Below are 25,295 nucleotides of genomic sequence, written 5' to 3' on the forward strand. Positions count from 1 at the left end.
TACAGCGTTACACGCTGCTGTCAACACCTCTTTTTCAACTCCCTTTTGGCTTCGATGACCTGAAGCAACCTGCTGCCGAAAACTGCATAACTCATTGTTTACCAAGGAGTTTTCCGTTTCGACTGCGCCGGAAGTGGGGCGAATTATAGGCTTCCAGAATCTGCCGTCAACAGCTATTTTCACAAAACTGTCATATAGCTAAAAAAGCCCAAAAAACAAAAGGCCGACCCGTTGGGTCGGCCTTCTTTAGCCTTCTACTTACAAGCTAGGGAAAGCGAACTGCGAAGCCTCATGGCTCGCACGCTGCGGCCAGCGCTGGGTGATGGCCTTGCGGCGGGTGTAGAAACGTACACCATCCGGGCCATAGGCATGCAGGTCGCCGAACAGCGAACGTTTCCAGCCACCAAAACTGTGGTAAGCCACCGGCACCGGCAGCGGTACGTTGACGCCGACCATGCCGACTTCGATCTCGTCGCAGAACAGGCGCGCCGCTTCCCCGTCACGGGTGAAGATGCAGGTGCCGTTGCCATACTCGTGATCGTTGATCAGTTGCATCGCCTCTTCCAGGCTGTTGACCCGGACGACGCACAATACCGGCCCGAAGATCTCTTCCTTATAGATGCGCATTTCTGGCGTGACGTTGTCGAACAGGCAGCCACCCAGGAAGAAGCCTTCCTCATGACCGGCCACGGTCAGGCCACGACCGTCCACTACCAGTGTCGCGCCAGCTGCTACGCCGTCTTCCACGTAACCGCTGACCTTGTCCCGCGCTTGACCAGTAACCAGAGGGCCCATGTCCAGACCGCAGGAAGTACCGGCACCGATCTTCAGCGCCTGGATTTGCGGAACCAGTTTGGCCACCAGAGCATCGGCAACCTGGTCGCCGACACACACGGCCACGGAGATCGCCATGCAGCGCTCACCGCAAGAGCCGTAAGCCGCGCCCATCAGTGCGCTGACAGCGTTGTCCAGATCCGCATCCGGCATCAGCACCGCATGGTTCTTCGCACCACCCAGGGCCTGAACGCGTTTACCGCGCTTGGTGCCTTCGCTATAGATGTATTCGGCAATCGGGGTCGAACCGACGAAGCTCAGTGCCTTGACTTCCGGCGCTTCGATCAATGCGTCCACTGCAGTCTTGTCACCGTGCACCACGCTCAGTACGCCTTTGGGCAAACCAGCTTCCAGCAGCAACTGGGCAATCAGCAGCGTCGAGCTCGGATCACGCTCGGACGGTTTGAGGATGAAGCAGTTGCCGCAGACGATGGCCAGCGGGTACATCCACAGCGGCACCATGGCCGGGAAGTTGAACGGTGTGATACCGGCCACCACGCCCAGTGGCTGGAAGTCCGACCATGCATCGATGTTCGGGCCGACGTTGCGGCTGTATTCGCCCTTGAGGATTTCCGGCGCCGCGCAAGCGAACTCGACGTTCTCGATACCGCGCTTAAGTTCACCAGCGGCGTCTTCCAGGGTCTTGCCGTGTTCTTCGCTGATCAATTGCGAGATGCGCGCTTCGTTCTGTTCCAGCAGTTGCTTGAAGCGGAACATCACTTGGGCCCGCTTGGCCGGTGGCGTGTTGCGCCAGGCCGGGAATGCAGCCTTGGCGGCGTCGATGGCGCTCTGGATGGTTTCGCGGGTCGCCAGCGGCAACTTGTGAATAGCCTGGCCGGTAGACGGGTTGAACACATCGACCGCGCGACCGTTCTCGGTCACCAGTTCGCCATTGATCAAATGCGGAATAACGCTCATGGAAGCTCCTGAAAAGTTGTCCACAGGTACCCTTCAACGGGTGCCTGCTATATAGATAGCTTTTGTAGGAGCGAGCTTGCTCGCGAAGATAGTGAGGGCGCCGCGTTCATCCAGGCAGCCCGCATCATCGTTAACGTCCATCGTCGGAACGCCGCCCGGAGCAAGCTCGCTCCTACAGGTGTTTTGTCAAATCAGTCGATCTTGCTCAGCACTTCGCCGACCGCGTCGAACAGGCGATCCAGGTCCTGCGGCTTGCTGTTGAAGGTTGGGCCGAACTGCAGGGTGTCGCCGCCGAAGCGCACGTAGAACCCGGCTTTCCACAGCGCCATGCCGGCTTCGAACGGACGCACGATCGCATCGCCGTCACGAGGGGCGATCTGGATCGCGCCAGCCAGGCCGAAGTTGCGGATGTCGATGATGTTCTTGGTGCCTTTGAGGCCGTGCAGCGCATTTTCGAAATGCGGCGCGATTTCGGCCACGCTCTGCACCAGGTTTTCCTTTTGCAGCAGGTCGAGTGCTGCCAGGCCCGCGGCGCAAGCCACCGGATGCGCGGAATAGGTGTAGCCATGGGGGAATTCAACCGCGTATTCAGGCGTCGGCTGATTCATGAAGGTCTGGTAGATCTCGGAGCTGGCAATCACCGCGCCCATCGGGATCGCACCGTTGGTGACTTGCTTGGCGATGCACATCAGGTCCGGGGTCACGCCGAAGGTGGTGGCGCCGAACATGGTGCCGGTACGGCCGAAACCGGTGATCACTTCGTCGAACACCAGCAGGATGTTGTGCTGGTCGCAGATTTCACGCAGACGCTTGAGGTAACCCTGTGGTGGAACCAGCACGCCAGCGGAACCGGCCAATGGCTCGACGAAGACCGCCGCGATGTTCGACGCATCGTGCAGTTCGATCAGCTTCAACAGTTCGTCAGCCAGGGCGATACCACCCTGCTCCGGCATGCCACGGGAATAAGCGTTGCTTGCCAGCAAAGTGTGCGGCAGGTGGTCGACGTCCATCATCGCCTGACCGAACAGCTTGCGGTTGCCGTTCACGCCGCCGAGGCTGGTGCCGGCGATGTTCACACCGTGGTAACCACGGGCACGGCCGATCATTTTGGTCTTGGTCGACTGGCCCTTCAGGCGCCAGTAAGCACGGACCATCTTCACAGCGGTGTCAGCACACTCGGAGCCCGAGTCGGTGAAGAACACGTGGTTCAGGTTGCCCGGGGTCAGGTCGGTGATTTTCTCAGCCAGCTGGAAGGACAACGGATGGCCGTACTGGAAACCTGGCGAGTAGTCGAGGGTGCCCAATTGCTTGGAGACCGCTTCCTGGATTTCCTTGCGGGTGTGCCCGGCGCCACAGGTCCACAGACCGGACAGCGAGTCATATACCTTGCGGCCCTTGTCGTCGATCAGCCAGCTGCCTTCGGCGCCAACGATCAGGCGCGGGTCGCGCTGGAAGTTACGGTTGGCGGTGTAAGGCATCCAGTGAGCATCGAGCTTGAGCTGGCTGGCCAGGGAAGTCGGGGCGTTTTCAGGCTGGTTCATGGGCGTAACCTCGCAAGGCAATAAGCGGCGTAAGGATTGAAAACCGTTGTTGCAGCTAAATTGCCACGGGGATAAAGTCGGTGAAATCCAACTTTTCTAATGTTCAGTCAGCCAACCACTAAACTTTGAGTAACCCGCATGAGCACTCGCCGTCCCGATCCGCTGGCCCAGGTCAGCGACTTTGATATCCGCCTGCTGAGGATTTTCCGCAGCGTGGTGGAATGCGGCGGCTTCTCTGCGGCGGAAACCGTGCTGGGCATCGGTCGCTCAGCGATCAGCCAGCAGATGAGCGATCTGGAGCAACGCCTAGGTTTACGCCTGTGCCAACGGGGACGTGCCGGGTTTTCCCTGACCGAAGAAGGCCGCGAGGTCTATCAATCGGCGCTGCAACTGTTAAGTGCGCTGGAAAGCTTCCGCACCGAGGTCAATGGCCTGCACCAGCACTTGCGCGGCGAGTTGATCATTGGCTTGACGGACAACCTGGTCACCCTGCCCCACATGCGCATCACCCATGCCCTCGCGCAATTGAAAGAGCGCGGCCCGGACGTGCAGATCCAGATCCGCATGATCGCGCCCAATGAGGTCGAACAAGGCGTGCTTGACGGTCGCCTGCACGTCGGCGTGGTGCCGCAGGCCAGTGCGCTCTCGGGGCTCGAGTATCAACCGCTGTATAGCGAGCGATCGCTGTTGTACTGCGCGGTCGGCCATCCGCTGTTTTATGTCGATGACAAGCAACTGGACGACGAACGCCTGAACAGTCAGGACGCCATCGCACCCACCTTCCGTTTGCCAGCGGAGATCCAGGCTCACTACCAGGCGCTCAATTGCACCGCCAGTGCCTCGGACCGCGAAGGCATGGCGTTCCTGATCCTGACCGGGCGCTACATCGGTTACCTGCCGGATCACTACGCGAGTCTTTGGGTGCAGCAAGGTCGGTTGCGCGCGTTGAAAGCGAAAACGCGCTTCTATGACCTCAGCCTGGCGTCGGTTACACGCAAGGGGCGTCGCCCGCATCTGGTGCTGGAGAGTTTTCTCGAGAGCCTGGCCGCGACGCGTTAATGATCCTTGCGCCACATAAGGACTTGTCTGAATCCGGTGGGTACGCTATCAACGCACTGGCCGTCCCACCCATCAGTTCGGAAATGCTTATGACCTTTGAAGTCCCAGCCCACGGCGGCAAACCCGTCAGCCGCATTCGTCAGAAAAACGAAGAGACCATCATCAAAGCCGCCGAAGACGAGTTCGCCCGTCACGGGTACAAAGGCACGAGCATGAACACCATCGCCCAGAATGCCGGGTTGCCCAAGGCAAACCTGCATTACTACTTCACCAACAAACTCGGTTTGTACGTGGCGGTGCTAAGCAACATCATCGAGTTGTGGGACAGCACCTTCAACACCCTCACCGCCGAAGACGATCCGAGCGAAGCATTGACTCGTTACATCCGCGCGAAAATGGAGTTCTCCCGACGCCAGCCACAAGCCTCGCGGATTTTCGCCATGGAAGTCATCAGTGGCGGTGAATGCCTGACCGAGTACTTCAACCAGGATTATCGCGCCTGGTTTCAGGGCCGTGCGGGCGTGTTCCAGGCGTGGATCGACGCCGGTAAAATGGACCTGGTCGATCCGGTGCACCTGATCTTCCTGTTGTGGGGCAGCACCCAGCATTACGCCGATTTCGCCACGCAGATCTGCCGCGTAACCGGGCGCACCAGGTTGACTAAACAGGACATGGAAGACGCCGGGGACAACCTGATCCGCATCATTCTCAAGGGCTGCGGCCTGCAACCTGCCATTTAAGTAGCCATTCAGGTACGTATGCCTTTTACCCTCAGCGGTTTTTACGAATACCGCGAAGAGATTCGCAAGAGCCGCTTCATTACCTTCGCCGCGCCAGTCTCCAGCCCGGCCGAGGCCCAGGCGTTCATTGAACAGCACAGTGACTTGAATGCCTCGCACAACTGCTGGGCGTGGAAACTCGGCGATCAGTATCGCAGCACTGATGATGGCGAGCCCGGCGGTACGGCCGGCCGGCCGATGCTAGCGGCGATCGAAGCGCAGGATTGCGATCAGGTCGCGGTACTGGTGATTCGCTGGTATGGCGGCATCCAACTGGGCACCGGTGGGCTCGCCCGGGCCTATGGCGGTGGTGCAAATAAATGCCTGCAAGCGGCGCCAAAGATTGAGCTGATCAGCCGGGTGCCGCTGCGTTGCGCTTGCGGATTTGCCGAGTTGGCCCTGGTCAAGCTGCGGGTGGCGGAGGCAGGTGGATTGGTTGTGGATGAAACCTTCACCGCCAATGGTGTCGAGTTGCAATTGGCTGTGGGCGATGCGCAGATCGACACCTTGCAGTCACAACTGGCCGATTTGAGTCGCGGACGCATTTTGTTACAGCGCTAAAAGGCTTCCGCACAGGCTGCAATTTTTTGGGGCACGCCGCTTTTCCACTTATTCCATATTTGCCCACATCTGCTGTGCACCCGGCTGTGGATAACCTGAGCACATACGGCTGTAACCCTTGTGTCATACGGCTTTGCGAACTTTGTTCAATTTTCGTCCAATCCGCCATCAAGCAAATCAAATACAAATAAAAACAAACAGTTACGACGGTTTATCGCCTTTAGAAGAAAGCCACTCAGTGCTTATGCCCGTGCTTTGAGCTTGCGCACAAATACTGTGGAGCAATCTGTGGATAACCCGTTCATGGCCGTCTCGGCGCCCTGCACGGTATGGCTTGTGGTCAGTTGCTCATTTTTTGAGCAAAAGCGCGCGAGCAAAATCAGGGCTTGATTTGCACCATTGCCCCCATGTGGTGCCGGGCTCTGCGTGGCACATTTGAAAGCTGCGTACTCAACGCCTCGGCTCACAGGACTTCGAAGTTTTCCTGACCAAGTGGCCAGAAAATTGCTTTATCCACAGGCACAAGTCCAACAGCACCGAGCCTGTCATGCCCAATCCCGCTCCAATTCCTGATCCGATTCCGCGCCTGCAACTGCGCAAAATCACAAAACGCTACCCCGGTTGCCTGGCCAACGACGCCATCGACCTGTCCATTGCCCCTGGCGAGATCCATGCCCTGCTCGGCGAAAACGGCGCGGGCAAAAGCACGCTGATGAAGATCATCTACGGCGTCACCCACGCCGATTCGGGCGAGGTGATCTGGCAAGGTCAGCAGGTGAGCCTGCGCAACCCGGCCCAGGCGCGCGGTCTGGGAATCGGCATGGTGTTCCAGCATTTTTCGCTGTTCGAAACCCTGAGCGTGGCGCAGAACATTGCCCTGGCCATGGGCGCGGCGGCAGGCACACCCAAACAGCTTGAGCCGAAGATTCGCGAAGTGTCCCGCCGCTACGGCATGGCGCTGGAACCGGAGCGACTTGTCCACAGCCTGTCGATCGGTGAACGGCAAAGGGTGGAAATCATTCGTTGCCTGATGCAGGACATCCGCCTGTTGATTCTCGATGAGCCGACTTCGGTGCTGACGCCGCAAGAGACCGACGACTTGTTCGTCACCCTGCGCCGGCTCGCTGCCGACGGCTGCAGCATTTTGTTCATCAGCCACAAGCTCGGGGAAGTCCGCGCGTTGTGCCACAGCGCAACAGTTTTACGAGGCGGTCGGGTGGCCGGGCATTGCGTGCCGGCCGAGTGCTCGGATCAGCAACTGGCGCGCTTGATGGTCGGTGAAGCAGCGGAGTTGATCGCAGACTATCCGAAGGTTACTGGAGGTGATGCGTTCCTTGATGTCCGTGGCTTGTCCTGGCACAACCCGGACCCGTTCGGCTGCTCGCTTGCCAACATCGACCTTGAAGTGCGCGGCGGTGAAATTGTCGGCATCGCCGGTGTCGCCGGCAATGGCCAGGATGAGTTGCTGGCCTTGCTCAGTGGCGAAGCACTGCTGCCCCGCAACGCCAGCGCGACGATCCGATTTGGCCAGGAGCCAGTCGCCCATTTGCGTCCCGATGCTCGCCGCCAACTCGGCCTGGCGTTCGTCCCCGCCGAACGCTTGGGTCATGGTGCGGTGCCGGAGCTGAGCCTGGCGGACAATACGCTGCTGACCGCTTTCCAGCAGGGATTGGTGAGTAACGGCCTGATTCAGCACGGCAAAGTCGAAGCACTGGCCGAGGAAATCATCCACCGTTTCGGCGTCAAGACACCCGATAGCCAGGTGTCGGCCCGCAGCCTGTCCGGAGGCAATTTGCAGAAATTCATCCTCGGCCGGGAAATCCTTCAGCAACCGAAACTGCTGGTGGCCGCGCATCCAACCTGGGGTGTGGATGTCGGCGCCGCCGCCACCATTCATCGCGCCTTGATTGCCTTGCGCGATGCCGGCGCGGCGATCCTGGTGATTTCCGAAGACCTCGACGAACTGCTCCAGATCAGCGACCGCCTCGGCGCCTTGTGCGGCGGTCGGCTGTCGGCGCTCCACGCCACAGTGGATACGCGCCTGAGCGATGTCGGCGGCTGGATGGCCGGCCAGTTCGGTGCCCCTCAATCACTCGCATCCGCCACGCGCTAACGGAGTGTCACATGCTGCTTTCTCTTGAACCCCGTGGCCAGCAATCGCGCCTGATGCTGTGGTGCTCGCCGTTGCTGGCGGCTGTCCTGACCCTGGGCTGTGGATCACTGTTTTTTATCGCGCTCGGGCACGACCCGCTACTGACCTTGCACACGCTGCTTATCGCACCGGTCAGCGACCTGTACGGCGTCTCTGAACTGTTGGTCAAAGCCCTGCCGATTCTGCTCTGCGCCCTGGGCCTGGCCGTCGCGTATCAGGCGCGTATCTGGAACATCGGTGCCGAAGGTCAACTGCTGCTCGGCGCGTTGGCCGGCAGTGCGCTGGCGGTGAACATCATCGATATGCAAAGCCGCTGGGCGCTGGTGCTGATCCTGCTCACAGGCACCCTGGCGGGTGCCGCGTGGGCCGGCCTGACGGCGTGGTTGCGCACGCGCTTCAACGCCAATGAGATCCTGACCAGCATCATGCTCAACTACATCGCACTGAACCTGTTGCTGTTCTGCGTTCACGGCCCTTTGAAGGATCCCGCCGGGTTCAACTTCCCCGAGTCAGCGATGTTCGGTGACGCCAGCCGCATGCCGCTGTTGATGGAGAATGGCCGGGTGCATGCCGGGGTGTATCTCGCCCTGCTCGCGTTGGTGGCGGTCTGGGTGTTGTTGCAAAAAAGCTTTGTCGGTTTTCAGATCAAAGTGCTCGGGCTGGACAAACGTGCCGCCGGTTTTGTCGGCTTTGGCGAGAAGCGCCTGATCTGGCTCGCGCTGTTGATCAGCGGTGGCCTGGCTGGGCTGGCGGGTGTGTGCGAAGTCACCGGCCCCATCGGCCAGCTGGTGCCGCAGGTCTCGCCGGGCTACGGCTATGCGGCGATCACCGTGGCGTTTCTCGGCCGCCTGAATCCTGTCGGCATCCTGTTTTCCAGCCTGTTGATGGCGCTGCTGTACATCGGCGGCGAAAGCGCACAAATGAGCCTGAACCTGCCGCAAGCGATTACCCAATTGTTCCAGGGCATGATGCTGTTTTTCCTGCTGGCCAGTGATGTGCTGATTCTCTACCGACCGCGCTTGAACCTGCGCTGGACCCGTCGCGCCCAAGCCACCGCCGCACAAGCAGGAGCGCTGTGATGGATATCGATCTGCTGAGCAATATTTTCTACGCCATGGTCCGCTGCGGTACGCCGTTGCTGCTGGTAGCGCTGGGGGAACTGATCTGCGAGAAAAGCGGCGTCCTCAACCTGGGCCAGGAAGGCATGATGCTGTTTGGCGCGGTGATCGGTTTCATCGTCGCGTTCAACACCGCAAACCTGTGGCTCGGCGTGTTGCTGGCGATGCTTGCCGGGATACTGTTGTCGTCTCTCTTTGCCTTGGTGGCTCTGGTGTTCAACGCCAATCAGGTGGCCACCGGGTTAGCCCTGACGATTTTCGGTGTGGGCCTGTCGACCTTTGTCGGTGCGGCGTGGGTCGGCAAACCGCTGACGGGTTTCGAGCCGATGGCGATTCCGTATTTGAGTGAGCTCCCGCTGATCGGACGGATGCTGTTTGCCCAGGATCTGCTGGTGTATCTGTCGTTCGCGTTGTTTGCATTGGTGGCCTGGGTGATTCTGAAAAGCCGCATCGGGCTGATCATTCAAGCGGTCGGCGAAAATCCCGACGCCGCCAGCGCCATGGGCTTGCCGGTTTTGGTTGTACGCACGTTGGCGGTGTTGTTCGGCGGCGCAATGGCAGGGTTGGCCGGGGCTTATCTGTCCCTGGCGTACACGCCGATGTGGGCGGAGAACATGAGCGCCGGGCGCGGCTGGATTGCCCTGGCGCTGGTGGTGTTCGCCAGTTGGCGGGTGTGGCGCCTGCTGCTCGGCGCGTACCTGTTCGGGCTCGCCAGCATCCTGCACCTGGTGGCGCAGGGGTTGGGGCTGGCAATTGCGTCCAGTCTGCTGGCGATGCTGCCGTATGTCGCGACCATTGTGGTGTTGGTGCTGTTGTCCCAGGATGCGCTGCGGACACGGTTGTATGCGCCGGTGTCGTTGGGGCAGCCGTGGCAGGCTGGGCATTAGTGATTGACTGGTCTGGCCTCATCGCGAGCAAGCTCGCTCCCACATAACCGCGTCTTGCGCAATTAATGTGCCTGGCGCAGACCCTGTGGGAGCGAGCTTGCTCGCGATGGCGTCCGCACAGGCAACACCTGAGCCACGCCCATCAAAAACCCATGCAGCGCTGCAAAACTCCACGGCGTGACAAACGCGAGCATCACGATCAAGTCATACCAGGCACTACCTAGCACCAACCGGCGATATTGCGTTGTAGTCCACATCGACATTGCTCCATCAATTCAGGGAGCAACAAGGCTAAAGCCTGGAGTATGCTCCAGGGTCAAGCCCCCTCGAGACGTCATGATGCGCATCGGTGAATTAGCCCAGGCCAGCTCCGTCAGCCGCGACACGCTACGCTTTTACGAGCAGCGCGGATTGATCGCGGCGCAACGCAGCGCCAACGGGTATCGCGACTATCCGCCAGACATGGTGCAACTGGTGCAGTACATCAAGACCGCACAACGGCTGGGCTTTACCCTCGGCGAGATCGGCAACAGCGTCGCTGCAATCTGGCAGTCGCCCGATCCGGACAGCGCCGTCACGCAACTGCTGCAAGACAAACTCAAACTGATCGAAGCCCGCATGGCCGAACTCGGCGCGCTGCGCGGCGAGTTGCAACAACGGCTCGGGCAACAGTGTCCATTGAATCCACGATCCTGAACTTTCAAGGAAGCCACTCATGTCCAAGGCAAAAACCGCACTCATCATCGGCGCCTCCCGGGGGCTTGGCCTCGGGCTGGTTAAAACCCTGTTGGCCGATGGCTGGCAAGTCACCGCCACCGTGCGCGATCCGCAAAAAGCCGAAGCCTTGCAGGCCCTGGGCAAGGTGCGGATCGAAAAGCTCGACATGGACGATCAGCAAGCGGTGTCCGCCCTGAGCCAACAACTCAAGGGTGATGTGTTTGACCTGTTGTTCGTCAATGCCGGGGTCAAGGGACCGGAGGTGCAGACGCCGAACGGTGGCGCGACAATGGCCGACGTCGGTCAGCTGTTTTTCACCAACGCCGTGGCGCCGCTCAACCTGGCCCAGCGCTTTATCGGACAGATCCGCCCGGACACCGGCGTGCTGGCATTCATGAGCTCAGTGCTGGGCAGCGTGACCATGCCCGACGCGCCGGAGCTGGCGTTGTACAAGGCCAGCAAGGCGGCGCTGAACTCCATGACCAACAGCTTCGTCACTCAGTTGGGCGAAACCAGACTCACCGTGCTGTCGCTGCACCCGGGCTGGGTGAAAACCGACATGGGGGGTGACGGCGCGGACATCGACGTGGAAACCAGCACCCGTGGTCTGGTGGATCAGGTGAATGCGTATGTCGGCCAGGGCGGGCATCATTTCATCAACTACCGGGGTGAAACCATTCCCTGGTAAACGCCATCCTTACTGTAGGAGCGAGCTTGCTCGCGATGGTGTGTCAGCCGACAGCTATGTAGCTGATACTCCATCGCGAGCAAGCTCGCTCCTACAGGGGTTACTCTTCGTCTGGTCGGGTCGGGCTTGCCCGCCAGAGCGTTTTGATCGACACTGCGCACCTCGCCTCCCCGGCGAACCTGGATCAGCAGACAGGGCAACACTGAGCTGGCAACCCTGAACCCAACTTTCAGAGGAGCCGGCCAACATGCCTGCGACCCGTACCTGGTTAAAAAATCCCCTCGCCATTTTCACGGCCAACGGTCTCGATGCCCGTGGCGGTCTGGTGCTGCAAGACGGTTTGATCGTCGAAGTGCTCGGCGCCGGTCAACAACCGTCCGCACCATGCAACGAAGTGTTCGATGCCCGCGAGCATGTGATCCTGCCGGGCCTGATCAACACCCATCACCACTTCTATCAAACCCTGACCCGCGCCTGGGCGCCGGTGGTCAATCAGCCGCTGTTCCCCTGGCTGAAAACCCTGTACCCGGTCTGGGCACGCCTGACGCCGGAAAAACTCGCCCTCGCCACCAAGGTCGCGTTGGCTGAATTGCTGCTGTCCGGTTGCACCACTGCCGCCGACCATCACTACCTGTTCCCGGAAGGTCTGGAAAACGCGATCGACGTACAAGTCGAAAGCGTTCGCGAGCTGGGCATGCGTGCCATGCTGACCCGCGGTTCCATGAGCCTCGGTGAAAAGGATGGTGGCCTGCCGCCGCAACAAACCGTGCAGGAAGGCGAAGTGATCCTCGCCGATAGCCAGCGGCTGATCGCCGAGTACCACGAACGTGGTGACGGCGCGCAAATCCAGATCGCCCTGGCACCGTGCTCGCCGTTTTCGGTGACACCGGAAATCATGTCGGCCAGTGCCGAACTGGCGAACAAACTCGACGTGCGCCTGCACACCCACCTGGCAGAAACCCTCGACGAAGAAGATTTCTGCCTGCAACGCTTCGGCCTGCGCACCGTGGATTATCTGGACAGCGTAGGCTGGCTCGGCCCGCGTACCTGGCTGGCCCATGGCATCCATTTCAACCCGGATGAAATCGCCCGTCTCGGCGCTGCCGGGACAGGCATCTGCCATTGCCCAAGCTCAAACATGCGCCTGGCCTCGGGCATTTGCCCGAGCATCGATCTGACCGATGCTGGTGCCTTGCTTGGTTTGGGCGTGGACGGTTCGGCGTCCAACGATGCCTCGAACATGATGCTCGAAGCGCGTCAGGCCCTGTACATCCAACGCTTGCGCTACGGCGCCGAGAAAATCACCCCGGAGCGCGTATTGGGTTGGGCGACCAAGGGTTCGGCGAGCCTGCTGGGCCGTACCGATATCGGCGAATTGGCGGTGGGCAAGCAGGCGGACCTGGCGATGTTCAAGCTCGATGAGCTGCGCTTCTCCGGCAGCCATGATCCGGTCTCGGCGTTGCTGCTGTGTGGTGCCGATCGCGCGGATCGAGTGATGGTCGGCGGCAAGTGGCGGGTGATCGATGGGCAGGTCGAGGGGCTGGATCTGAAGGGGTTGATTGCTGAACACAGCCAGGCGGCGCGGCAGTTGATCGCCGGGACCTGATACAACACCGATTAAAACTGTGGGAGCGAGCCTGCTAGCTCCCACATTGGTTTTGTGGAGGGTCAAGGCCATCTGGATTGGCGCACCAGTGGGTGGCAGCAGTGCAAGGGCATGCACTTTTATCGGACTTCAAAGACCCATTGCGAGCCAGCTCGCGATGTCATCACCGCGGATTCATGTTTTGTTGTCTTGTTGGTCAGCAATTTGCATTGCTCTGTGCAAGCCCGAGAGCCCAGCCAACCTCACAACAAAATGGAGTTCCAATTCATGCACAACCGTCCGTTGAAGAAGCTGCTTTGCGCCGTTGCGGCGGCCATCGGTCTGAGCGCCGGTCTGACCGTCAGTGCCAACGAACCGCTGAAAGTCGGCTTCGTCTATATCGGTCCGATCGGTGACCACGGCTGGACGTATCAGCATGAACAGGGGCGCAAGGAACTGGCAGAAAAATTCGGTGCGCAGATCACCACCAACTACGTGGAAAACGTCGCCGAAGGCGCCGACGCCGAGCGGGTGATCCGCAACATGGCCAAGGACAAATACGACCTGATCTTCACTACCTCCTTCGGCTACATGAACCCGACGGTGAAAGTTGCCAAACAGTTTCCCAAGGTGACCTTCGAACACGCCACCGGCTACAAGCAGGACAAGAACCTCGGCACTTACCTGGCGCGCACTTATGAGGGCCGCTACGTCGGCGGCTTCCTTGCGGCGAAGATGACCAAGACCAAAAAAGTCGGCTACGTCGCCTCGTTCCCGATCCCGGAAGTGATCCGCGACATCAACGCCATCCAGCTGGCCCTGAACAAGTACAACCCTGGCACCGAGATCAAGGTGGTGTGGGTCAACTCATGGTTCGATCCGGGCAAGGAAGCGGATGCCGCCAACGCGTTGATCGATCAGGGTGTGGATGTGGTGTTCCAGCACACCGACAGCCCCGCCCCGATCCAGGCCGCCGAACGTCGCGGTGTGTATGCGGTGGGCTACGCTTCGGACATGGCGCACTTCGGACCGAAAGCGGTGCTGACCTCCATCGTCAATGACTGGGGCCCGCACTACATTCAGGCGACCCAAAGCGTGATCGACCATGACTGGAAATCCCTGGACTACTGGGGCGGTTTGAAAGAAGGCACCGTTGAGCTGCCGATCAGCGATCTGGTGCCGGCGACGGTGAAGAGCGAAGCCGAGCAGCTCATCGCCGACATCAAGAGCGGTGCGCTGCAACTGTTCACCGGGCCAATCAAGGATCAGGCCGGGGTCGAAAAAATCCCGGCGGGCGTAAGCGCTACCACGGCGGAACTGGCGTCGATGAATTACTACGTGGAAGGCATGAAGGCCGAGATGCCGAAGTAATTCCCGGCCACCACCTGCGCCGAGTTCCTGCTCTCGCGCTTCGCCGATACTTACGCTTATCGACGGGAACTGGAAGCGATGTGATGAACCGCCTGGTCAGGTTTTACCAATTGTTGCGGCAACCCTCTGTAGAATGGCGACCATTGCACCTGATGAGAAAAGAATTATGTACGACTGGCTGAACGCCCTGCCCAAGGCAGAATTGCACCTGCACCTGGAAGGCTCGCTGGAACCCGAACTGTTGTTCGCCCTGGCCGAGCGCAACAAGATTGCCCTGCCATGGAACGACGTCGAAACCTTGCGCAAGGCGTATGCCTTCAACAACCTGCAGGAGTTCCTCGACCTGTATTACCGGGGAGCCGATGTGCTGCGCACGTCCCAGGATTTCTATGACCTGACCTGGGCGTACCTGCTGCGCTGTAAAGAGCAGAACGTGATTCACACCGAACCGTTCTTCGACCCGCAGACCCATACCGACCGTGGCATCCCGTTCGAAGTGGTGCTCAACGGTATCGCCGCCGCGCTCAAGGATGGCGAGCAGCAACTGGGTATCACCAGTGGTTTGATCCTGAGTTTCCTGCGCCATCTGAGCGAAGACCAAGCGCAGAAAACCCTCGACCAGGCGCTGCCGTTCCGCGATGCGTTCGTCGCCGTGGGCCTGGACAGCTCCGAGATGGGCCACCCGCCGAGCAAGTTCCAGCGCGTGTTCGACCGCGCCCGTCACGAAGGCTTCCTGACCGTAGCCCACGCCGGCGAAGAAGGCCCGCCCGAGTACATCTGGGAAGCCATCGACCTGCTGAAAATCCAGCGTATCGACCATGGCGTGCGCGCCATCGAAGACGAACGCCTGATGCAGCGAATCATCGACGAGCAGATCCCGCTGACCGTATGCCCGTTGTCGAACACCAAGCTTTGCGTGTTCGATCACATGTCACAGCACAACATTCTCGACATGCTGGAGCGCGGCGTAAAAGTGACCGTGAACTCCGATGACCCGGCGTACTTCGGTGGCTATGTCACCGAGAACTTCCATGCGCTGCACACCCACTTGGGCATGACTCAGGATCAGGCCAAACGCCTGGCGCAGAACAGCCTCGATGCGCGGCTGGTGAAACCCTAGGCAGCACCGCAAATCCAACTGTAGGAGCTGGCTTGCCAGCGAAGGCGCCCCCCCACTCAACCATGATGCTGAATGTGGCGCCGTCTTCGCTGGCAAACCAGCTCCTACAGATTGGGGTAAGGTTTTAAAGCGCCATTTCCAGTTCGGTTTCCTGGGCAAAGCGATGGATCTCGCGCTGCCCGGAGGCCGTCACCTGCAAGGCTCGGGAATCGTTGGGCAGGCTCAACCACCCCGACTGCATGAACAGCTGCAACAATGCCGCGCCCAGCGAGCCGCCCATGTGCGGGCGTCTTTCGCTCCAGTCAGGGCATGCGCAGGCAACCCTGCCGTTGTGATGGGCCAGCGCCTGGATGAACACTCCCCGTGCCGCCAACCCCGTCGCGCCCTTGAGCGTGACCGTGACCCGCTGATCAAACTGTTCGATCCAGCCTGCCTCCAGCAGTCGCTGATACAGATCGGCGGACAGGGTGCCCCCCAAGTGATCGTCGCACAGTCGGGCACTCAGCAATGACGAACGCACCGCCCGGGGTTTGACGAGAGGCGCATTGCGCTTGAATACGTCCGGAATACCCTGGGGTGCGCTGGCGAAGGTCGCGCTGGCCAGTGCTTCGATTGCCGCCCCGACCTCGGGCGCGGCCAGACGGAAGAAGCGTTTGCGGCCGCGGCTTTCAACCTTGAGCAGACCTCCAGCGGACAAACGTCCCAGGTGTGCACTGGCCGAAGACGGTGACAGGCCAGCCAGCAATGCCAACTCTTCGGTTGCTCGCGCCGAACCATCCATCAAGGCCCACATCATTGCGCTGCGCTTTGGGTCAGCCAGCAATGTGGCGATCTGGCTGATGCAAGGTGCATGTTCCATGTATTCACTCCCTGTTGAATCGTTTCGTTTACTGCCCAGAAACATCTTGACCAGTAATGTGTCGTCGGCCAATCCGTGGAGACTGTCATAAACCCGGCGACGCCTTGCTCACTCATTTGCGCTGCCTGGCCGACGCTGCGAAGGCCAGAAGGATGACCGTGCAGCCGGACCGACTCGAACGTGGACCCGCCATTGGGGGATCGACGCTACCTACATGATGAGGGCGCTAGTATATGCGGGTTGGTCGCGGGATCCTGTCCTCCGCCCGGCATAGGTGGTGATCGTTCCTGAGAGAAATTTCTCTTTTTTCGTGCGACTAATGATCGATATCCGAAAAACCTGGAAATTGACTGCTCAAAAGTTCACTTCGGCTGACAAGCATTTCACGCAAGAGATTCACCGGCTTACTCAATTGCGCGCGATGGGCGCACAACAGATTCAGCGGTGCGCGCTCACAGAGCAGCTCCGGCATCAGCACCTTCAAGCGACCGGCCAGTACGTCGGCGGCGACATCCAGCCAGGACTTGTACGCGATCCCGGCACCTGCCACGGCCCAAAGGCGCACGACATCGGCATCGTCACTGAAGCGATCACCGCTGACGGTCAGGCTGACTTCACGTTTGCCGTCGTGAAAACTCCAGTGGTCGTGGACCCGGCTGCCGAGCATGTACAACAGGCAATTGTGCTGTGCCAGTTGCTCCAGATGCCGCGGCTCGCCATGCCGAGCCAGATAGCCGGGAGCGGCGCACAACACCCGGCGGTTCTGCGGGGCGATGGGCAGCGCTACCAGGCTGGAGTCCTCCGGTTCACCGTAGCGCAGGGCAATGTCTACCGGTTGGCGAAACAGATCGGCGATGCGGTCCCCCAGCAGCAGGCGCACGGTCAGTTTCGGATGTTCGCGTTGAAACTCATCGAGCCAGGGCAGCAGCAGGTTGCGGCCAAAGTCCGATGGCGCCGACAGTTGCAGAACCCCGCTGACCTGATCCTGACCACTGGCCAGCAATCGCCGGCCCTCGTCTAGATTGCTCAGGGCCGCGCGGGCATATTCGAGAAAGCCCTCGCCTTCGGCGGTCAAGCGCAGGCTGCGGGTCGAACGGGCCAATAAACGGGCACCGAGTTGCTGTTCGATGCGCTTGAGCGCCGCACTGGCCACGGCTGCCGACATGTCCATGCCCCGCGCGGCGGCGGACAGACTGCCCAGGTCCGCCGCCCGGACAAACAACTGCAAGTCATCGAAACGCAGCATCAAGAGCACCGATTATCAAAAAAATATTGAAAGAGACTGCTCTTTTAGCCGGTTTTATCTTCGAGAGAAATAGCCAATCATCTGCCCCATCGAATCTCTTCTCTATTAGTGTTCAGGAGCCGCCCATGAAAGCCATTGCCTACTACGCCTCTTTGCCGATCAGTGACGACAAAGCTCTGCAAGACATCGAATTGCCGGACCCGGTTGCCGGTCCCCGCGACTTGCTGGTAGAAGTCAAAGCCATCTCGGTCAACCCGGTGGACACCAAGGTGCGCCAGAACGTCCAGCCCGAAGGTGGCGCGGCCAAGGTGTTGGGTTGGGATGTGGCCGGTGTGGTCAAGGCGGTGGGCAGTGAGGTCACGCTGTTCCAGGCCGGCGACAAGGTGTATTACGCCGGCTCCATCGCGCGTGCGGGCGGCAACAGCGAGTTGCATGTGGTGGACGAGCGCATCGTCGGCCACATGCCAAAGACCCTTGGTTTCGCCGAGGCCGCGGCCCTGCCACTCACCGCGATCACGGCGTGGGAACTGTTGTTCGAGCGCCTGCAAGTGCGCGAAGGCAAAACCGACGAAGGCCAGAGCCTGTTGATCGTCGGCGCGGCGGGTGGCGTGGGCTCGATGCTTACGCAGCTCGCTCATCAACTGACGGCCCTGAAAGTCATCGGCAGCGCTTCGCGTGCGCAGACCCAAAGCTGGGTGAAAGAGCTGGGCGCCGATCTGGTGATCGACCATAGCCAGCCACTGAGCGAAGCACTCAAGCATGCCGGTGTGGATCAGGTCACCCATGTCGCCAGCCTGACCCAGACCGATCAGCACCTGGACCAACTGGTCGAGGCATTGGCGCCCCAAGGCAAGCTGGCGCTGATCGATGACCCCAAGTCGCTGGACGTGACCAAGCTCAAGCGCAAGAGCCTGTCACTGCACTGGGAGTTCATGTACACCCGTTCGCTGTTTGAAACCGCGGACATGATCGAGCAGCACAACCTGCTCAATCGCGTCGCCTGGCTGATCGATGCCGGGACCCTGAAAACCACGGTGGGCGGACACTTCGGCACGATCAATGCAGCCAATTTGCGCCGTGCCCATGCCCTGCTGGAGAGTGGCAAAGCCAAGGGCAAGATTGTGCTGGAAGGGTTCTGAGGCGCTGAAAAAAACCATCGCTGATTTCATCGCCTTCTGCGTTTTTTCGTCTGCGACCGGGACGTCCCGGTCGCAGACGCCCCCTGTGGGCGCCATCAAAAAGCCGTGTTTTTTTTAGTTACAAACCGTCAGTCCGACAGTTGACCCTTGTCACAATGGTGCTCGTATTCAGGACTACAATCGAATCTCCTGCGAGGCAGCCTTTTACGAGACATCTTTTACGAGACATCCTTTACGAGAGGAGTTCAGCTATGAAGATCCTGATAAAAGAACTGGCAAAGTCCCAGTGGCAAGTTCGCTTAGACCAACATGCTGTGACGTTCCGCAGCGAAGCAGAAGCTCGCGCTTTCACCCGTACTCTTGAAGCCCGCATCCAGGCCCCTCACCCCATTCCCGTCCTCCACCCGCAGCGTGCAGCCGGCTGACTCCGGCCTCAAACCTGGGCTTGCGCCAGCGCCCGGGCATTTTGCAAGCGCCGGGTGAGCATCGCCGCGCTCACCACCAGAATTCCACACAGGCTGATGACCATGGCCATCGGCACGGCGCTACCGTCGTGCAGCACGCCCACCAGCGCAGAGGCACCGGCAGCCACGCTGAATTGCAGGCAGCCGAGCAGCGCCGACGCGCTGCCGGCCCGTCCGCCCTGCCCGCTCATCGCGCAGGCCGCGGCGTTGGGACTGATGCAACCGAGGCTGGCGATACAGATGAACAATGGAATCAGTAGCGGCCACAGGTGTGCCGGGTGCAGGGAGCTGACAGCGAGCAGGGTCAAGCCGGCCGCCAGATAAACCCACACCGCGCGCGCCAGCAAGAACATCGGGCCACGTTTGGCCAGTAACCGCGCATTGACCTGCGCCACCAGAATGAAACCCGCCGCATTGGTGCCGAACAGCCAGCCGAAATGCTCGGCTGGAACGCCGTAGAGCTTGATGATGATGAAGGGTGAACCGGCGATGTAGGCAAACATCCCGGCGATGGCGATACCGCCGGTCAAGGCATGGCCGAGGAACACCGGGTCGGCCAGCAACCGCCCGTACTGGCGCAGCGCACCCGACAGCGGCTGGCGCGGTATGTGGGCCGGCAAGCTTTCCGGCAATCCCGTCGCAACCGCGAGCCCCGCCAGCGCACTGAAAGCGGTCAAGGCCAGGAAGATCGACTGCCAGCCTGTCGTGTTGACCAGCAACCCACCCAGCAACGGCGCGAGGATCGGCGCCAGCCCCATCACCAGCATCAACTGCGAAAAGACTTTCGCCGAACCCACCGCATCACACTTGTCGCTGACCACCGCCCGGGAAATCACCATCCCCGCGCAGCCGCCCAACGCCTGGACGAAACGCGCGCCGATCAGCCATTCCAGATTCGGCGCATAGGCGCACGCCACGGAGGCAACGGTGAACAGGCCGACACCGGTGAGCAACGGAATGCGCCGCCCGAAACGATCCGCCACCGGACCATAGGCCAACTGACCGATGGACAAGCCGAGGAAGTACGCCGCCAACGTCATCTGAACGTGATTTTCGTCGGTCCCGAAAGCCAGGGCCATGGCCGGGAAGGCTGGCAGATAGAAGTCGATTGCCAGCGGACCGAAAGCGCTCAAGGCGCCGAGAATCAGAATGGTACGAAAGTTCATCAGGCATCCAGTGGGGGCAGGAGTCGGCAGCCCGACAGTCTAGCTGCGCATGGACGCCTTGAACATTCCAGTAGCTCGCTAACTATCAAATTCAGGCCAGTTTGACGCCGTAGCCCTCTTCGCTTATCGCCGCGATCACTTGCTCGGCGGTCAGCGCACTTTCGATACCGACCTCCCTGGCCGCCAGATCAACCCGCACACTGGCCGCCGGGTCTTTGGCCTGGACCGCCTGAGTGATGGCCTTGACGCAGTGACCACAAGACATACCTTCAACGTTGAACACTTGCATGGGATGACTCCTTTTCCGAGGTTGAACCCAGTTTTGAGCCTGCCACCATGGCAAGGTCAAGTTCTGAAGCTAGCTGCCGGGCTGGCAATCGGCGCGACGCTCGGCCAAGCTGCGTCCATCAATGACTCGAACTCAGGAGATTCAGCCATGCGCTGGTCAGTTTTCAGCCTGTTTGGTTTTCTCAGCCTTTTCGCCGCCGTGCCTTCGGCCAATGCTGCCGGTCAGGATTATGGCGTGCTGATCATTTCCCGCGAGCGCCTGGAAGTCGCGACCAGTTGCGAAATCGGTGTGTACATCCAGGATCAATTGGCGGCGCGGCTGTTTCAGGAACAGAGCACCTCGTTCAACCTGCCGCCGGGCATCGTCTCGCTGCGCCTCAAACTGCTGCCGGGCCAGGTGCCGGGTTGCACTCCGGGCATGCTCGCGCCGGGTTCACAGGATATCCAGCTCAAGGCCGGGGATGTGCTCAAGTACCGGATCGCGATGACGCAGGAAGGGATGTACCTCAAGCGCGCCGGTCTCGGCTACTGACACCCATCCCCCCTGTGGGAGCGAGCTTGCTCGCGATTGGGCCGGCACATCCAACATCCACATCGTCTGACACACCGCCATCGCGAGCAAGCTCGCTCCCACAAGGGATCGCGGCCAGGCACAGATCCCGGGGGACTCCCAAATCAGATTGGCACTTGACCTTGCCAGCATGGCAAGGTTGATCCTGTGGTCATCTACTACAGGGAGTGCGACCGATGTCCGAATCCACCACGTTCGACCTGCCGATTGCCGGCATGACCTGCGCCAGTTGCGCCGGGCGTGTCGAGCGCGCCTTGAGTAAAGTCATTGGCGCCAGTACCGTCAGCGTCAACCTCGCCACTGAACAGGCGCGGGTGCAGGCACCCAGCGACAGCTTGCCTGCCTTGATGGATGCCGTAGCCAAGGCCGGCTACAGCGTGCCGCAGCACAACCTGGAACTGAGCATCGACGGCATGACCTGCGCGTCTTGCGTCGGCCGGGTCGAGCGCGCGCTGGGCAAGGTTGCGGGAGTAAAAAGCGTCAGCGTTAACCTGGCCAACGAACGTGCCCACCTTGAACTGCTCGGCCAGATCGATCCGCAAACCTTGATCGCGGCCGTGACCAAGGCCGGTTACGCCGCCAGCGTATGGGAAGCCGAACACCCGCCAAGCGACAATCAGCAACAGCGCCTGCATCGCGAACGCCAGGCCTTGATCATCGCCATCGCCCTCGCCTTGCCGCTGGTATTGCCAATGTTGCTACAGCCATTCGGCGTGCACTGGATGCTCCCGGCCTGGGCGCAATTCGCCCTGGCCACGCCCGTGCAATTCATCTTCGGCGCACGGTTTTACGTCGCCGCGTGGAAAGCCGTGCGCGCAGGGGCTGGCAACATGGACCTGCTGGTCGCCCTGGGCACCAGCGCCGGTTATGGCTTGAGCGTGTACGAATGGGCCACCGCCGCCGGACACATGCCGCATCTGTATTTCGAAGCCTCGGCGGTGGTGATCGCCTTGGTATTGCTGGGCAAGTACCTGGAAAGCCTCGCCAAGCGCCAGACCGCCAGCGCCATCCGCGCCCTCGAAGCCTTGCGCCCGGAACGGGCGATTCGGGCGCTCGATGGCCACGAGCAAGACGTCGCCATCAGCGCCCTGCGCCTCAATGATCTGGTGATGGTCAAACCCGGTGAACGCTTCCCGGTAGACGGCGAAGTGATTGAAGGCCAGAGCCACGCCGACGAAGCGCTGATCAGTGGCGAGAGCCTGCCGGTGCCCAAGCAGCCCGGCGACAAAGTCACCGGTGGCGCGATCAACGGTGAAGGCCGGTTGCTGGTGCGTACCCAGGCCCTCGGTGCGGAAACCGTGCTGGCGCGGATCATCCGTCTGGTGGAAGACGCCCAGGCCGCAAAAGCGCCGATCCAGAAACTGGTGGATAAAGTCAGTCAGATTTTCGTCCCGGTGGTCCTGCTGCTGGCCTTGGCGACTCTGATCGGCTGGTGGCTGTACGGTGCGCCACTGGAAACCGCACTGATCAATGCCGTTGCGGTGTTGGTGATCGCCTGCCCTTGCGCATTGGGCCTGGCCACGCCGACGGCGATCATGGCCGGCACTGGCGTCGCGGCGCGTTACGGGATTCTGATCAAGGATGTCGAGGCGCTGGAGCGTGCCCATGAAGTCAGTTCGGTGGTGTTCGACAAGACCGGCACCCTGACCTCGGGCACCCCGCGCATCGCCCACTTGAGCGCTATCGACGGTGACGAAGCCACCTTGCTGCAATGGGCCGGTGCCTTGCAGCGCGGCAGTGAGCATCCGCTGGCCAGGGCGGTGCTGGATGCGTGCAACGATCGCGGCTTGACCGTGGCCGATGTCAGCGACAGCCAGTCCCTGACCGGGCGCGGCATCGCCGGCAGCCTCGATGGTCGTCGTTTGGCGCTGGGCAATCGGCGTCTGCTGGAAGAAAGCGGTTTGAGCGCCGGTCCCTTGGCCGACTCTGCCATCGCGTGGGAAACCGAAGGCCGGACGCTGTCCTGGCTGATCGAGCAAAGCCCCGCGCCGACTGTGCTGGGCCTGTTCGCCTTCGGTGACACCCTCAAGCCCGGTGCGCTGCAAGCGGTGCAGCAACTGAATGCACGGCACATCAGCAGTCACCTGCTAACCGGCGACAACCGTGGCAGTGCCAAAGTAGTCGCCGAGGTGCTGGGCATCACCGACGTGCACGCCGAAGTACTGCCGGCGGACAAAGCCGCCACAGTCGCGGCGCTGAAGAAAAGCGGTGTGGTGGCGATGGTCGGCGACGGTATCAACGACGCCCCGGCACTCGCCACCGCCGACATCGGCATCGCCATGGGTGGCGGCACCGACGTCGCCATGCACGCGGCCGGCATCACCCTGATGCGCGGCGATCCACGGCTGGTGCCGGCAGCACTGGAGATCAGCCGCAAGACCTACGCCAAGATTCGCCAGAACCTGTTCTGGGCGTTCGTCTATAACCTGATCGGCATTCCATTGGCGGCATTCGGCTTCCTCAATCCGGTGCTGGCCGGTGCGGCCATGGCGTTGTCGAGCGTCAGCGTGGTGAGCAATGCGCTACTGTTGAAAACCTGGAAACCCAAGGACCTGGAGGACAACCGATGAACATCGGCCAAGCGGCCCGCCACAGCGGCCTGAGCGCAAAGATGATCCGTTATTACGAATCCATCGGCCTGCTCAAGGCGGCCCATCGCACCGACAGCGGTTATCGGGTGTACGGCGATGACGACCTGCACACGCTGGCGTTCATCAAGCGCTCGCGGGACCTGGGGTTTTCTCTGGAAGAAGTCGGCAAGTTGCTGACCCTCTGGCAAGACCGCCAGCGCGCCAGCGCCGATGTGAAAGCGTTGGCCCGCCAGCACATCGATGAGTTGAACCAGAAGATCCGCGAGCTGGGTCAGTTGCGCGACACCTTGCAGGACCTGGTTGAGCACTGTCAGGGCGATCATCGGCCGGATTGCCCGATTCTTAAGAATCTTGAGTCGGGGTGTTGTGCCACTACGGCCCCATCGTGATAGCAGGACACCGCAAAAACCTGTGGGAGCGAGCTTGCTCGCGATAGCGGTGTACCTGACACATCAATGCTGGATGTGCCGACGTCATCGCGAGCAAGCTCGCTCCCACAGGTATTGTGTCTGTCACATTGAATCTGTAACCCACAAAAAACCCGGCCGAAGCCGGGTTTTTCTTTATCCGATCACTGCATCCACGGTGGAGGCGGCTCTTCGGTCTTGCCCGGCGGCGCATCGTCCGCCGCGCGTACGGCTTGCTTGCGCTCTTCATCCAGGCGCGCGGCCTCGATCTCGCGCATGATTCCGCCCACGTCGGCCAGCTCTTCCGTGTCGGCGAACTCGCCGGTCAGGACACTGGCCGGGTGCAAGGTGCCAGCTTCGTACAAGGCCCACATTTCCTTGGCGTACTTGGTCTTCTTCAACTCCGGCGCAAACCGCCCGAAGTAGGACGCCATGTTGCCCACATCGCGCTCCAGCATGCTGAACGCGTGGTTGTTGCCCGCCGCGTCCACTGCTTGCGGCAGGTCGATGATCACCGGGCCGGTCGGCGTCAGCAGCACGTTGAATTCGGACAGGTCGCCATGCACCAGGCCGGTACACAGCATCAGCACGATCTGGGAAATCAGAAACGCGTGATACTCGCGGGCCTGGTCCGGCTCCAGCACCACATCGTTCAGACGCGGCGCGGCATCGCCGTATTCGTCGGCCACCAGCTCCATCAGCAGTACGCCTTCGAGGAAGTCGTACGGCTTGGGCACCCGCACACCGGCATTGGCCAGGCGGAACAGCGCCGCCACTTCGGCGTTCTGCCAAGCGTCTTCGGTTTCCTTGCGGCCAAACTTCGAGCCCTTGGCCATCGCACGGGCCTGACGGCTGTTGCGCACCTTGCGGCCTTCCTGGTATTCGGCCGCCTGACGGAAACTGCGTTTATTCGCCTCCTTGTAGACCTTCGCGCAACGTAACTGGTTACCGCAGCGCACCACATAAACAGCTGCTTCTTTACCACTCATGAGTGGGCGCAGCACCTCGTCGACCAGACCGTCCTCGATCAGGGGTTCAATGCGTTTTGGAGTCTTCATCAGCTTTTATTGTGGGTCCTTTATTACCAAACACGCGAAAGTCATTCGTTATACGGCAATCCACCCACGGGGGGGAGGGGTTACCGACTTATGAGTATTGCACAAGCGCACAATGTGCCGATTCCATCAGGAAAAACCGACGACCGTCACGGCTCGCTCCAGATCATAGCCGAGCC

The 25,295-nt window shown here is 60.7% G+C and carries 23 protein-coding genes; 16 read left to right on the forward strand and 7 right to left on the reverse strand.

Features of this window, described 5'->3' with window-relative positions; genetic code table 11:
- Window positions 1-258: 258 nt before the first annotated feature.
- Window positions 259-1,752: a CoA-acylating methylmalonate-semialdehyde dehydrogenase gene (locus tag AC1DKH_RS28405; RefSeq protein WP_046816441.1), complete on the reverse strand. Its 1,494-nt coding sequence runs from the start codon at window positions 1,750-1,752 to the stop codon at window positions 259-261.
- A 191-nt stretch (window positions 1,753-1,943) separates the two neighbouring features.
- Window positions 1,944-3,293: an omega-aminotransferase AptA gene (gene aptA / locus AC1DKH_RS28410; protein ID WP_477800005.1), complete on the reverse strand. Its 1,350-nt coding sequence runs from the start codon at window positions 3,291-3,293 to the stop codon at window positions 1,944-1,946.
- 138 nt (window positions 3,294-3,431) lie between these two features.
- Here aptA and AC1DKH_RS28415 point away from each other — a divergent pair, with 138 nt between their 5' ends.
- The 11 genes from AC1DKH_RS28415 (at window position 3,432) to AC1DKH_RS28465 (ending at window position 15,330) form a co-directional block, all read left to right on the forward strand.
- A complete protein-coding gene (locus tag AC1DKH_RS28415) occupies window positions 3,432-4,352 on the forward strand; it encodes a LysR family transcriptional regulator (protein WP_007971880.1) in 921 nt (306 codons plus the stop codon).
- A gap of 89 nt (window positions 4,353-4,441) precedes the next feature.
- On the forward strand, window positions 4,442-5,092 hold the full coding sequence (locus AC1DKH_RS28420; protein ID WP_477755395.1) for a TetR/AcrR family transcriptional regulator: 651 nt from the start codon (window positions 4,442-4,444) through the stop codon (window positions 5,090-5,092).
- An 18-nt stretch (window positions 5,093-5,110) separates the two neighbouring features.
- A complete protein-coding gene (locus AC1DKH_RS28425) occupies window positions 5,111-5,692 on the forward strand; it encodes an IMPACT family protein (RefSeq protein ID WP_477763588.1) in 582 nt (193 codons plus the stop codon).
- Between the two features lie 547 nt (window positions 5,693-6,239).
- Window positions 6,240-7,805 carry an ABC transporter ATP-binding protein gene (locus tag AC1DKH_RS28430; RefSeq protein ID WP_477800006.1) on the forward strand — a complete coding sequence of 522 codons (1,566 nt, stop codon included), beginning with the start codon at window positions 6,240-6,242 and terminating at the stop codon, window positions 7,803-7,805.
- 11 nt (window positions 7,806-7,816) lie between these two features.
- Window positions 7,817-8,923, forward strand: a complete 1,107-nt coding sequence (locus AC1DKH_RS28435; protein WP_477800007.1) for an ABC transporter permease — start codon at window positions 7,817-7,819, stop codon at window positions 8,921-8,923.
- Window positions 8,923-9,849 carry an ABC transporter permease gene (locus AC1DKH_RS28440; protein WP_477800008.1) on the forward strand — a complete coding sequence of 309 codons (927 nt, stop codon included), beginning with the start codon at window positions 8,923-8,925 and terminating at the stop codon, window positions 9,847-9,849. Before AC1DKH_RS28435 ends, AC1DKH_RS28440 begins: the two co-directional genes overlap by 1 nt.
- Window positions 9,850-10,188: 339 nt before the next feature.
- A complete protein-coding gene (locus AC1DKH_RS28445; protein WP_477800018.1) occupies window positions 10,189-10,545 on the forward strand; it encodes a MerR family transcriptional regulator in 357 nt (118 codons plus the stop codon).
- Between the two features lie 19 nt (window positions 10,546-10,564).
- Window positions 10,565-11,254, forward strand: coding sequence for an SDR family oxidoreductase (locus AC1DKH_RS28450; RefSeq protein WP_477800009.1), 690 nt, complete (start codon window positions 10,565-10,567; stop codon window positions 11,252-11,254).
- 247 nt (window positions 11,255-11,501) lie between these two features.
- On the forward strand, window positions 11,502-12,860 hold the full coding sequence (locus AC1DKH_RS28455) for an 8-oxoguanine deaminase (RefSeq protein ID WP_477763593.1): 1,359 nt from the start codon (window positions 11,502-11,504) through the stop codon (window positions 12,858-12,860).
- A 267-nt stretch (window positions 12,861-13,127) separates the two neighbouring features.
- Window positions 13,128-14,210, forward strand: coding sequence for a BMP family ABC transporter substrate-binding protein (locus tag AC1DKH_RS28460; protein ID WP_477760720.1), 1,083 nt, complete (start codon window positions 13,128-13,130; stop codon window positions 14,208-14,210).
- Window positions 14,211-14,376: 166 nt separating this feature from the next.
- Window positions 14,377-15,330 (forward strand): adenosine deaminase, encoded by a 954-nt coding sequence (locus AC1DKH_RS28465; RefSeq protein WP_150727777.1) that lies wholly within the window; start codon window positions 14,377-14,379, stop codon window positions 15,328-15,330.
- Window positions 15,331-15,454: 124 nt separating this feature from the next.
- Here the strand turns inward: AC1DKH_RS28465 and AC1DKH_RS28470 are convergent, their stop codons facing one another.
- The gene (locus tag AC1DKH_RS28470; protein ID WP_477756682.1) at window positions 15,455-16,189 is read right to left on the reverse strand and encodes an ArsR/SmtB family transcription factor; all 735 of its coding nucleotides are present in this window, start codon (window positions 16,187-16,189) and stop codon (window positions 15,455-15,457) included.
- A gap of 316 nt (window positions 16,190-16,505) precedes the next feature.
- Entirely contained in the window at window positions 16,506-17,435 is a 930-nt protein-coding gene (locus AC1DKH_RS28475) for a LysR family transcriptional regulator (protein WP_477800010.1), read from the reverse strand.
- A gap of 125 nt (window positions 17,436-17,560) precedes the next feature.
- Between AC1DKH_RS28475 and AC1DKH_RS28480 the strand changes: the two genes are divergently transcribed.
- Together AC1DKH_RS28480 and AC1DKH_RS28485 are read left to right on the forward strand one after the other, a co-directional pair.
- Window positions 17,561-18,574 carry a zinc-binding alcohol dehydrogenase family protein gene (locus AC1DKH_RS28480; protein WP_477760721.1) on the forward strand — a complete coding sequence of 338 codons (1,014 nt, stop codon included), beginning with the start codon at window positions 17,561-17,563 and terminating at the stop codon, window positions 18,572-18,574.
- 251 nt (window positions 18,575-18,825) lie between these two features.
- Window positions 18,826-18,999, forward strand: coding sequence for a hypothetical protein (locus AC1DKH_RS28485; RefSeq protein ID WP_007996470.1), 174 nt, complete (start codon window positions 18,826-18,828; stop codon window positions 18,997-18,999).
- 8 nt (window positions 19,000-19,007) lie between these two features.
- Here the strand turns inward: AC1DKH_RS28485 and AC1DKH_RS28490 are convergent, their stop codons facing one another.
- Entirely contained in the window at window positions 19,008-20,204 is a 1,197-nt protein-coding gene (locus AC1DKH_RS28490) for a multidrug effflux MFS transporter (RefSeq protein WP_477800011.1), read from the reverse strand.
- A gap of 91 nt (window positions 20,205-20,295) precedes the next feature.
- Complete coding sequence (locus AC1DKH_RS28495; protein ID WP_477800012.1) at window positions 20,296-20,493, reverse strand: heavy-metal-associated domain-containing protein; 198 nt, start codon at window positions 20,491-20,493, stop codon at window positions 20,296-20,298.
- A gap of 147 nt (window positions 20,494-20,640) precedes the next feature.
- On the opposite strand from AC1DKH_RS28495, the gene AC1DKH_RS28500 reads away from it, so the two are divergent.
- The 3 genes from AC1DKH_RS28500 (at window position 20,641) to cueR (ending at window position 24,043) form a co-directional block, all read left to right on the forward strand.
- A complete protein-coding gene (locus AC1DKH_RS28500) occupies window positions 20,641-21,024 on the forward strand; it encodes a hypothetical protein (protein ID WP_477756150.1) in 384 nt (127 codons plus the stop codon).
- 215 nt (window positions 21,025-21,239) lie between these two features.
- Complete coding sequence (locus tag AC1DKH_RS28505) at window positions 21,240-23,633, forward strand: heavy metal translocating P-type ATPase (protein ID WP_477800013.1); 2,394 nt, start codon at window positions 21,240-21,242, stop codon at window positions 23,631-23,633.
- Window positions 23,630-24,043, forward strand: coding sequence for a Cu(I)-responsive transcriptional regulator (gene cueR / locus AC1DKH_RS28510; protein ID WP_477775297.1), 414 nt, complete (start codon window positions 23,630-23,632; stop codon window positions 24,041-24,043). Before AC1DKH_RS28505 ends, cueR begins: the two co-directional genes overlap by 4 nt.
- 182 nt (window positions 24,044-24,225) lie before the next feature.
- On the opposite strand, the gene AC1DKH_RS28515 is transcribed toward cueR, so the two are convergent.
- Window positions 24,226-25,119: a PA4780 family RIO1-like protein kinase gene (locus AC1DKH_RS28515; protein WP_223460179.1), complete on the reverse strand. Its 894-nt coding sequence runs from the start codon at window positions 25,117-25,119 to the stop codon at window positions 24,226-24,228.
- Window positions 25,120-25,295: the final 176 nt, after the last annotated feature.

Source organism: Pseudomonas sp. 05L36 (genome assembly GCF_056398125.1).

Coding starts and splice junctions, on each gene's coding strand:
- AC1DKH_RS28405 (WP_046816441.1), bottom strand. CDS start 1,752: ATGAGCGTTATTCCGCATTTGATCAATGGCGAACTGGTGACCGAGAAC.
- aptA (WP_477800005.1), bottom strand. CDS start 3,293: ATGAACCAGCCTGAAAACGCCCCGACTTCCCTGGCCAGCCAGCTCAAG.
- AC1DKH_RS28415 (WP_007971880.1), top strand. CDS start 3,432: ATGAGCACTCGCCGTCCCGATCCGCTGGCCCAGGTCAGCGACTTTGAT.
- AC1DKH_RS28420 (WP_477755395.1), top strand. CDS start 4,442: ATGACCTTTGAAGTCCCAGCCCACGGCGGCAAACCCGTCAGCCGCATT.
- AC1DKH_RS28425 (WP_477763588.1), top strand. CDS start 5,111: ATGCCTTTTACCCTCAGCGGTTTTTACGAATACCGCGAAGAGATTCGC.
- AC1DKH_RS28430 (WP_477800006.1), top strand. CDS start 6,240: ATGCCCAATCCCGCTCCAATTCCTGATCCGATTCCGCGCCTGCAACTG.
- AC1DKH_RS28435 (WP_477800007.1), top strand. CDS start 7,817: ATGCTGCTTTCTCTTGAACCCCGTGGCCAGCAATCGCGCCTGATGCTG.
- AC1DKH_RS28440 (WP_477800008.1), top strand. CDS start 8,923: ATGGATATCGATCTGCTGAGCAATATTTTCTACGCCATGGTCCGCTGC.
- AC1DKH_RS28445 (WP_477800018.1), top strand. CDS start 10,189: ATGCGCATCGGTGAATTAGCCCAGGCCAGCTCCGTCAGCCGCGACACG.
- AC1DKH_RS28450 (WP_477800009.1), top strand. CDS start 10,565: ATGTCCAAGGCAAAAACCGCACTCATCATCGGCGCCTCCCGGGGGCTT.
- AC1DKH_RS28455 (WP_477763593.1), top strand. CDS start 11,502: ATGCCTGCGACCCGTACCTGGTTAAAAAATCCCCTCGCCATTTTCACG.
- AC1DKH_RS28460 (WP_477760720.1), top strand. CDS start 13,128: ATGCACAACCGTCCGTTGAAGAAGCTGCTTTGCGCCGTTGCGGCGGCC.
- AC1DKH_RS28465 (WP_150727777.1), top strand. CDS start 14,377: ATGTACGACTGGCTGAACGCCCTGCCCAAGGCAGAATTGCACCTGCAC.
- AC1DKH_RS28470 (WP_477756682.1), bottom strand. CDS start 16,189: ATGGAACATGCACCTTGCATCAGCCAGATCGCCACATTGCTGGCTGAC.
- AC1DKH_RS28475 (WP_477800010.1), bottom strand. CDS start 17,435: ATGCTGCGTTTCGATGACTTGCAGTTGTTTGTCCGGGCGGCGGACCTG.
- AC1DKH_RS28480 (WP_477760721.1), top strand. CDS start 17,561: ATGAAAGCCATTGCCTACTACGCCTCTTTGCCGATCAGTGACGACAAA.
- AC1DKH_RS28485 (WP_007996470.1), top strand. CDS start 18,826: ATGAAGATCCTGATAAAAGAACTGGCAAAGTCCCAGTGGCAAGTTCGC.
- AC1DKH_RS28490 (WP_477800011.1), bottom strand. CDS start 20,204: ATGAACTTTCGTACCATTCTGATTCTCGGCGCCTTGAGCGCTTTCGGT.
- AC1DKH_RS28495 (WP_477800012.1), bottom strand. CDS start 20,493: ATGCAAGTGTTCAACGTTGAAGGTATGTCTTGTGGTCACTGCGTCAAG.
- AC1DKH_RS28500 (WP_477756150.1), top strand. CDS start 20,641: ATGCGCTGGTCAGTTTTCAGCCTGTTTGGTTTTCTCAGCCTTTTCGCC.
- AC1DKH_RS28505 (WP_477800013.1), top strand. CDS start 21,240: ATGTCCGAATCCACCACGTTCGACCTGCCGATTGCCGGCATGACCTGC.
- cueR (WP_477775297.1), top strand. CDS start 23,630: ATGAACATCGGCCAAGCGGCCCGCCACAGCGGCCTGAGCGCAAAGATG.
- AC1DKH_RS28515 (WP_223460179.1), bottom strand. CDS start 25,119: ATGAAGACTCCAAAACGCATTGAACCCCTGATCGAGGACGGTCTGGTC.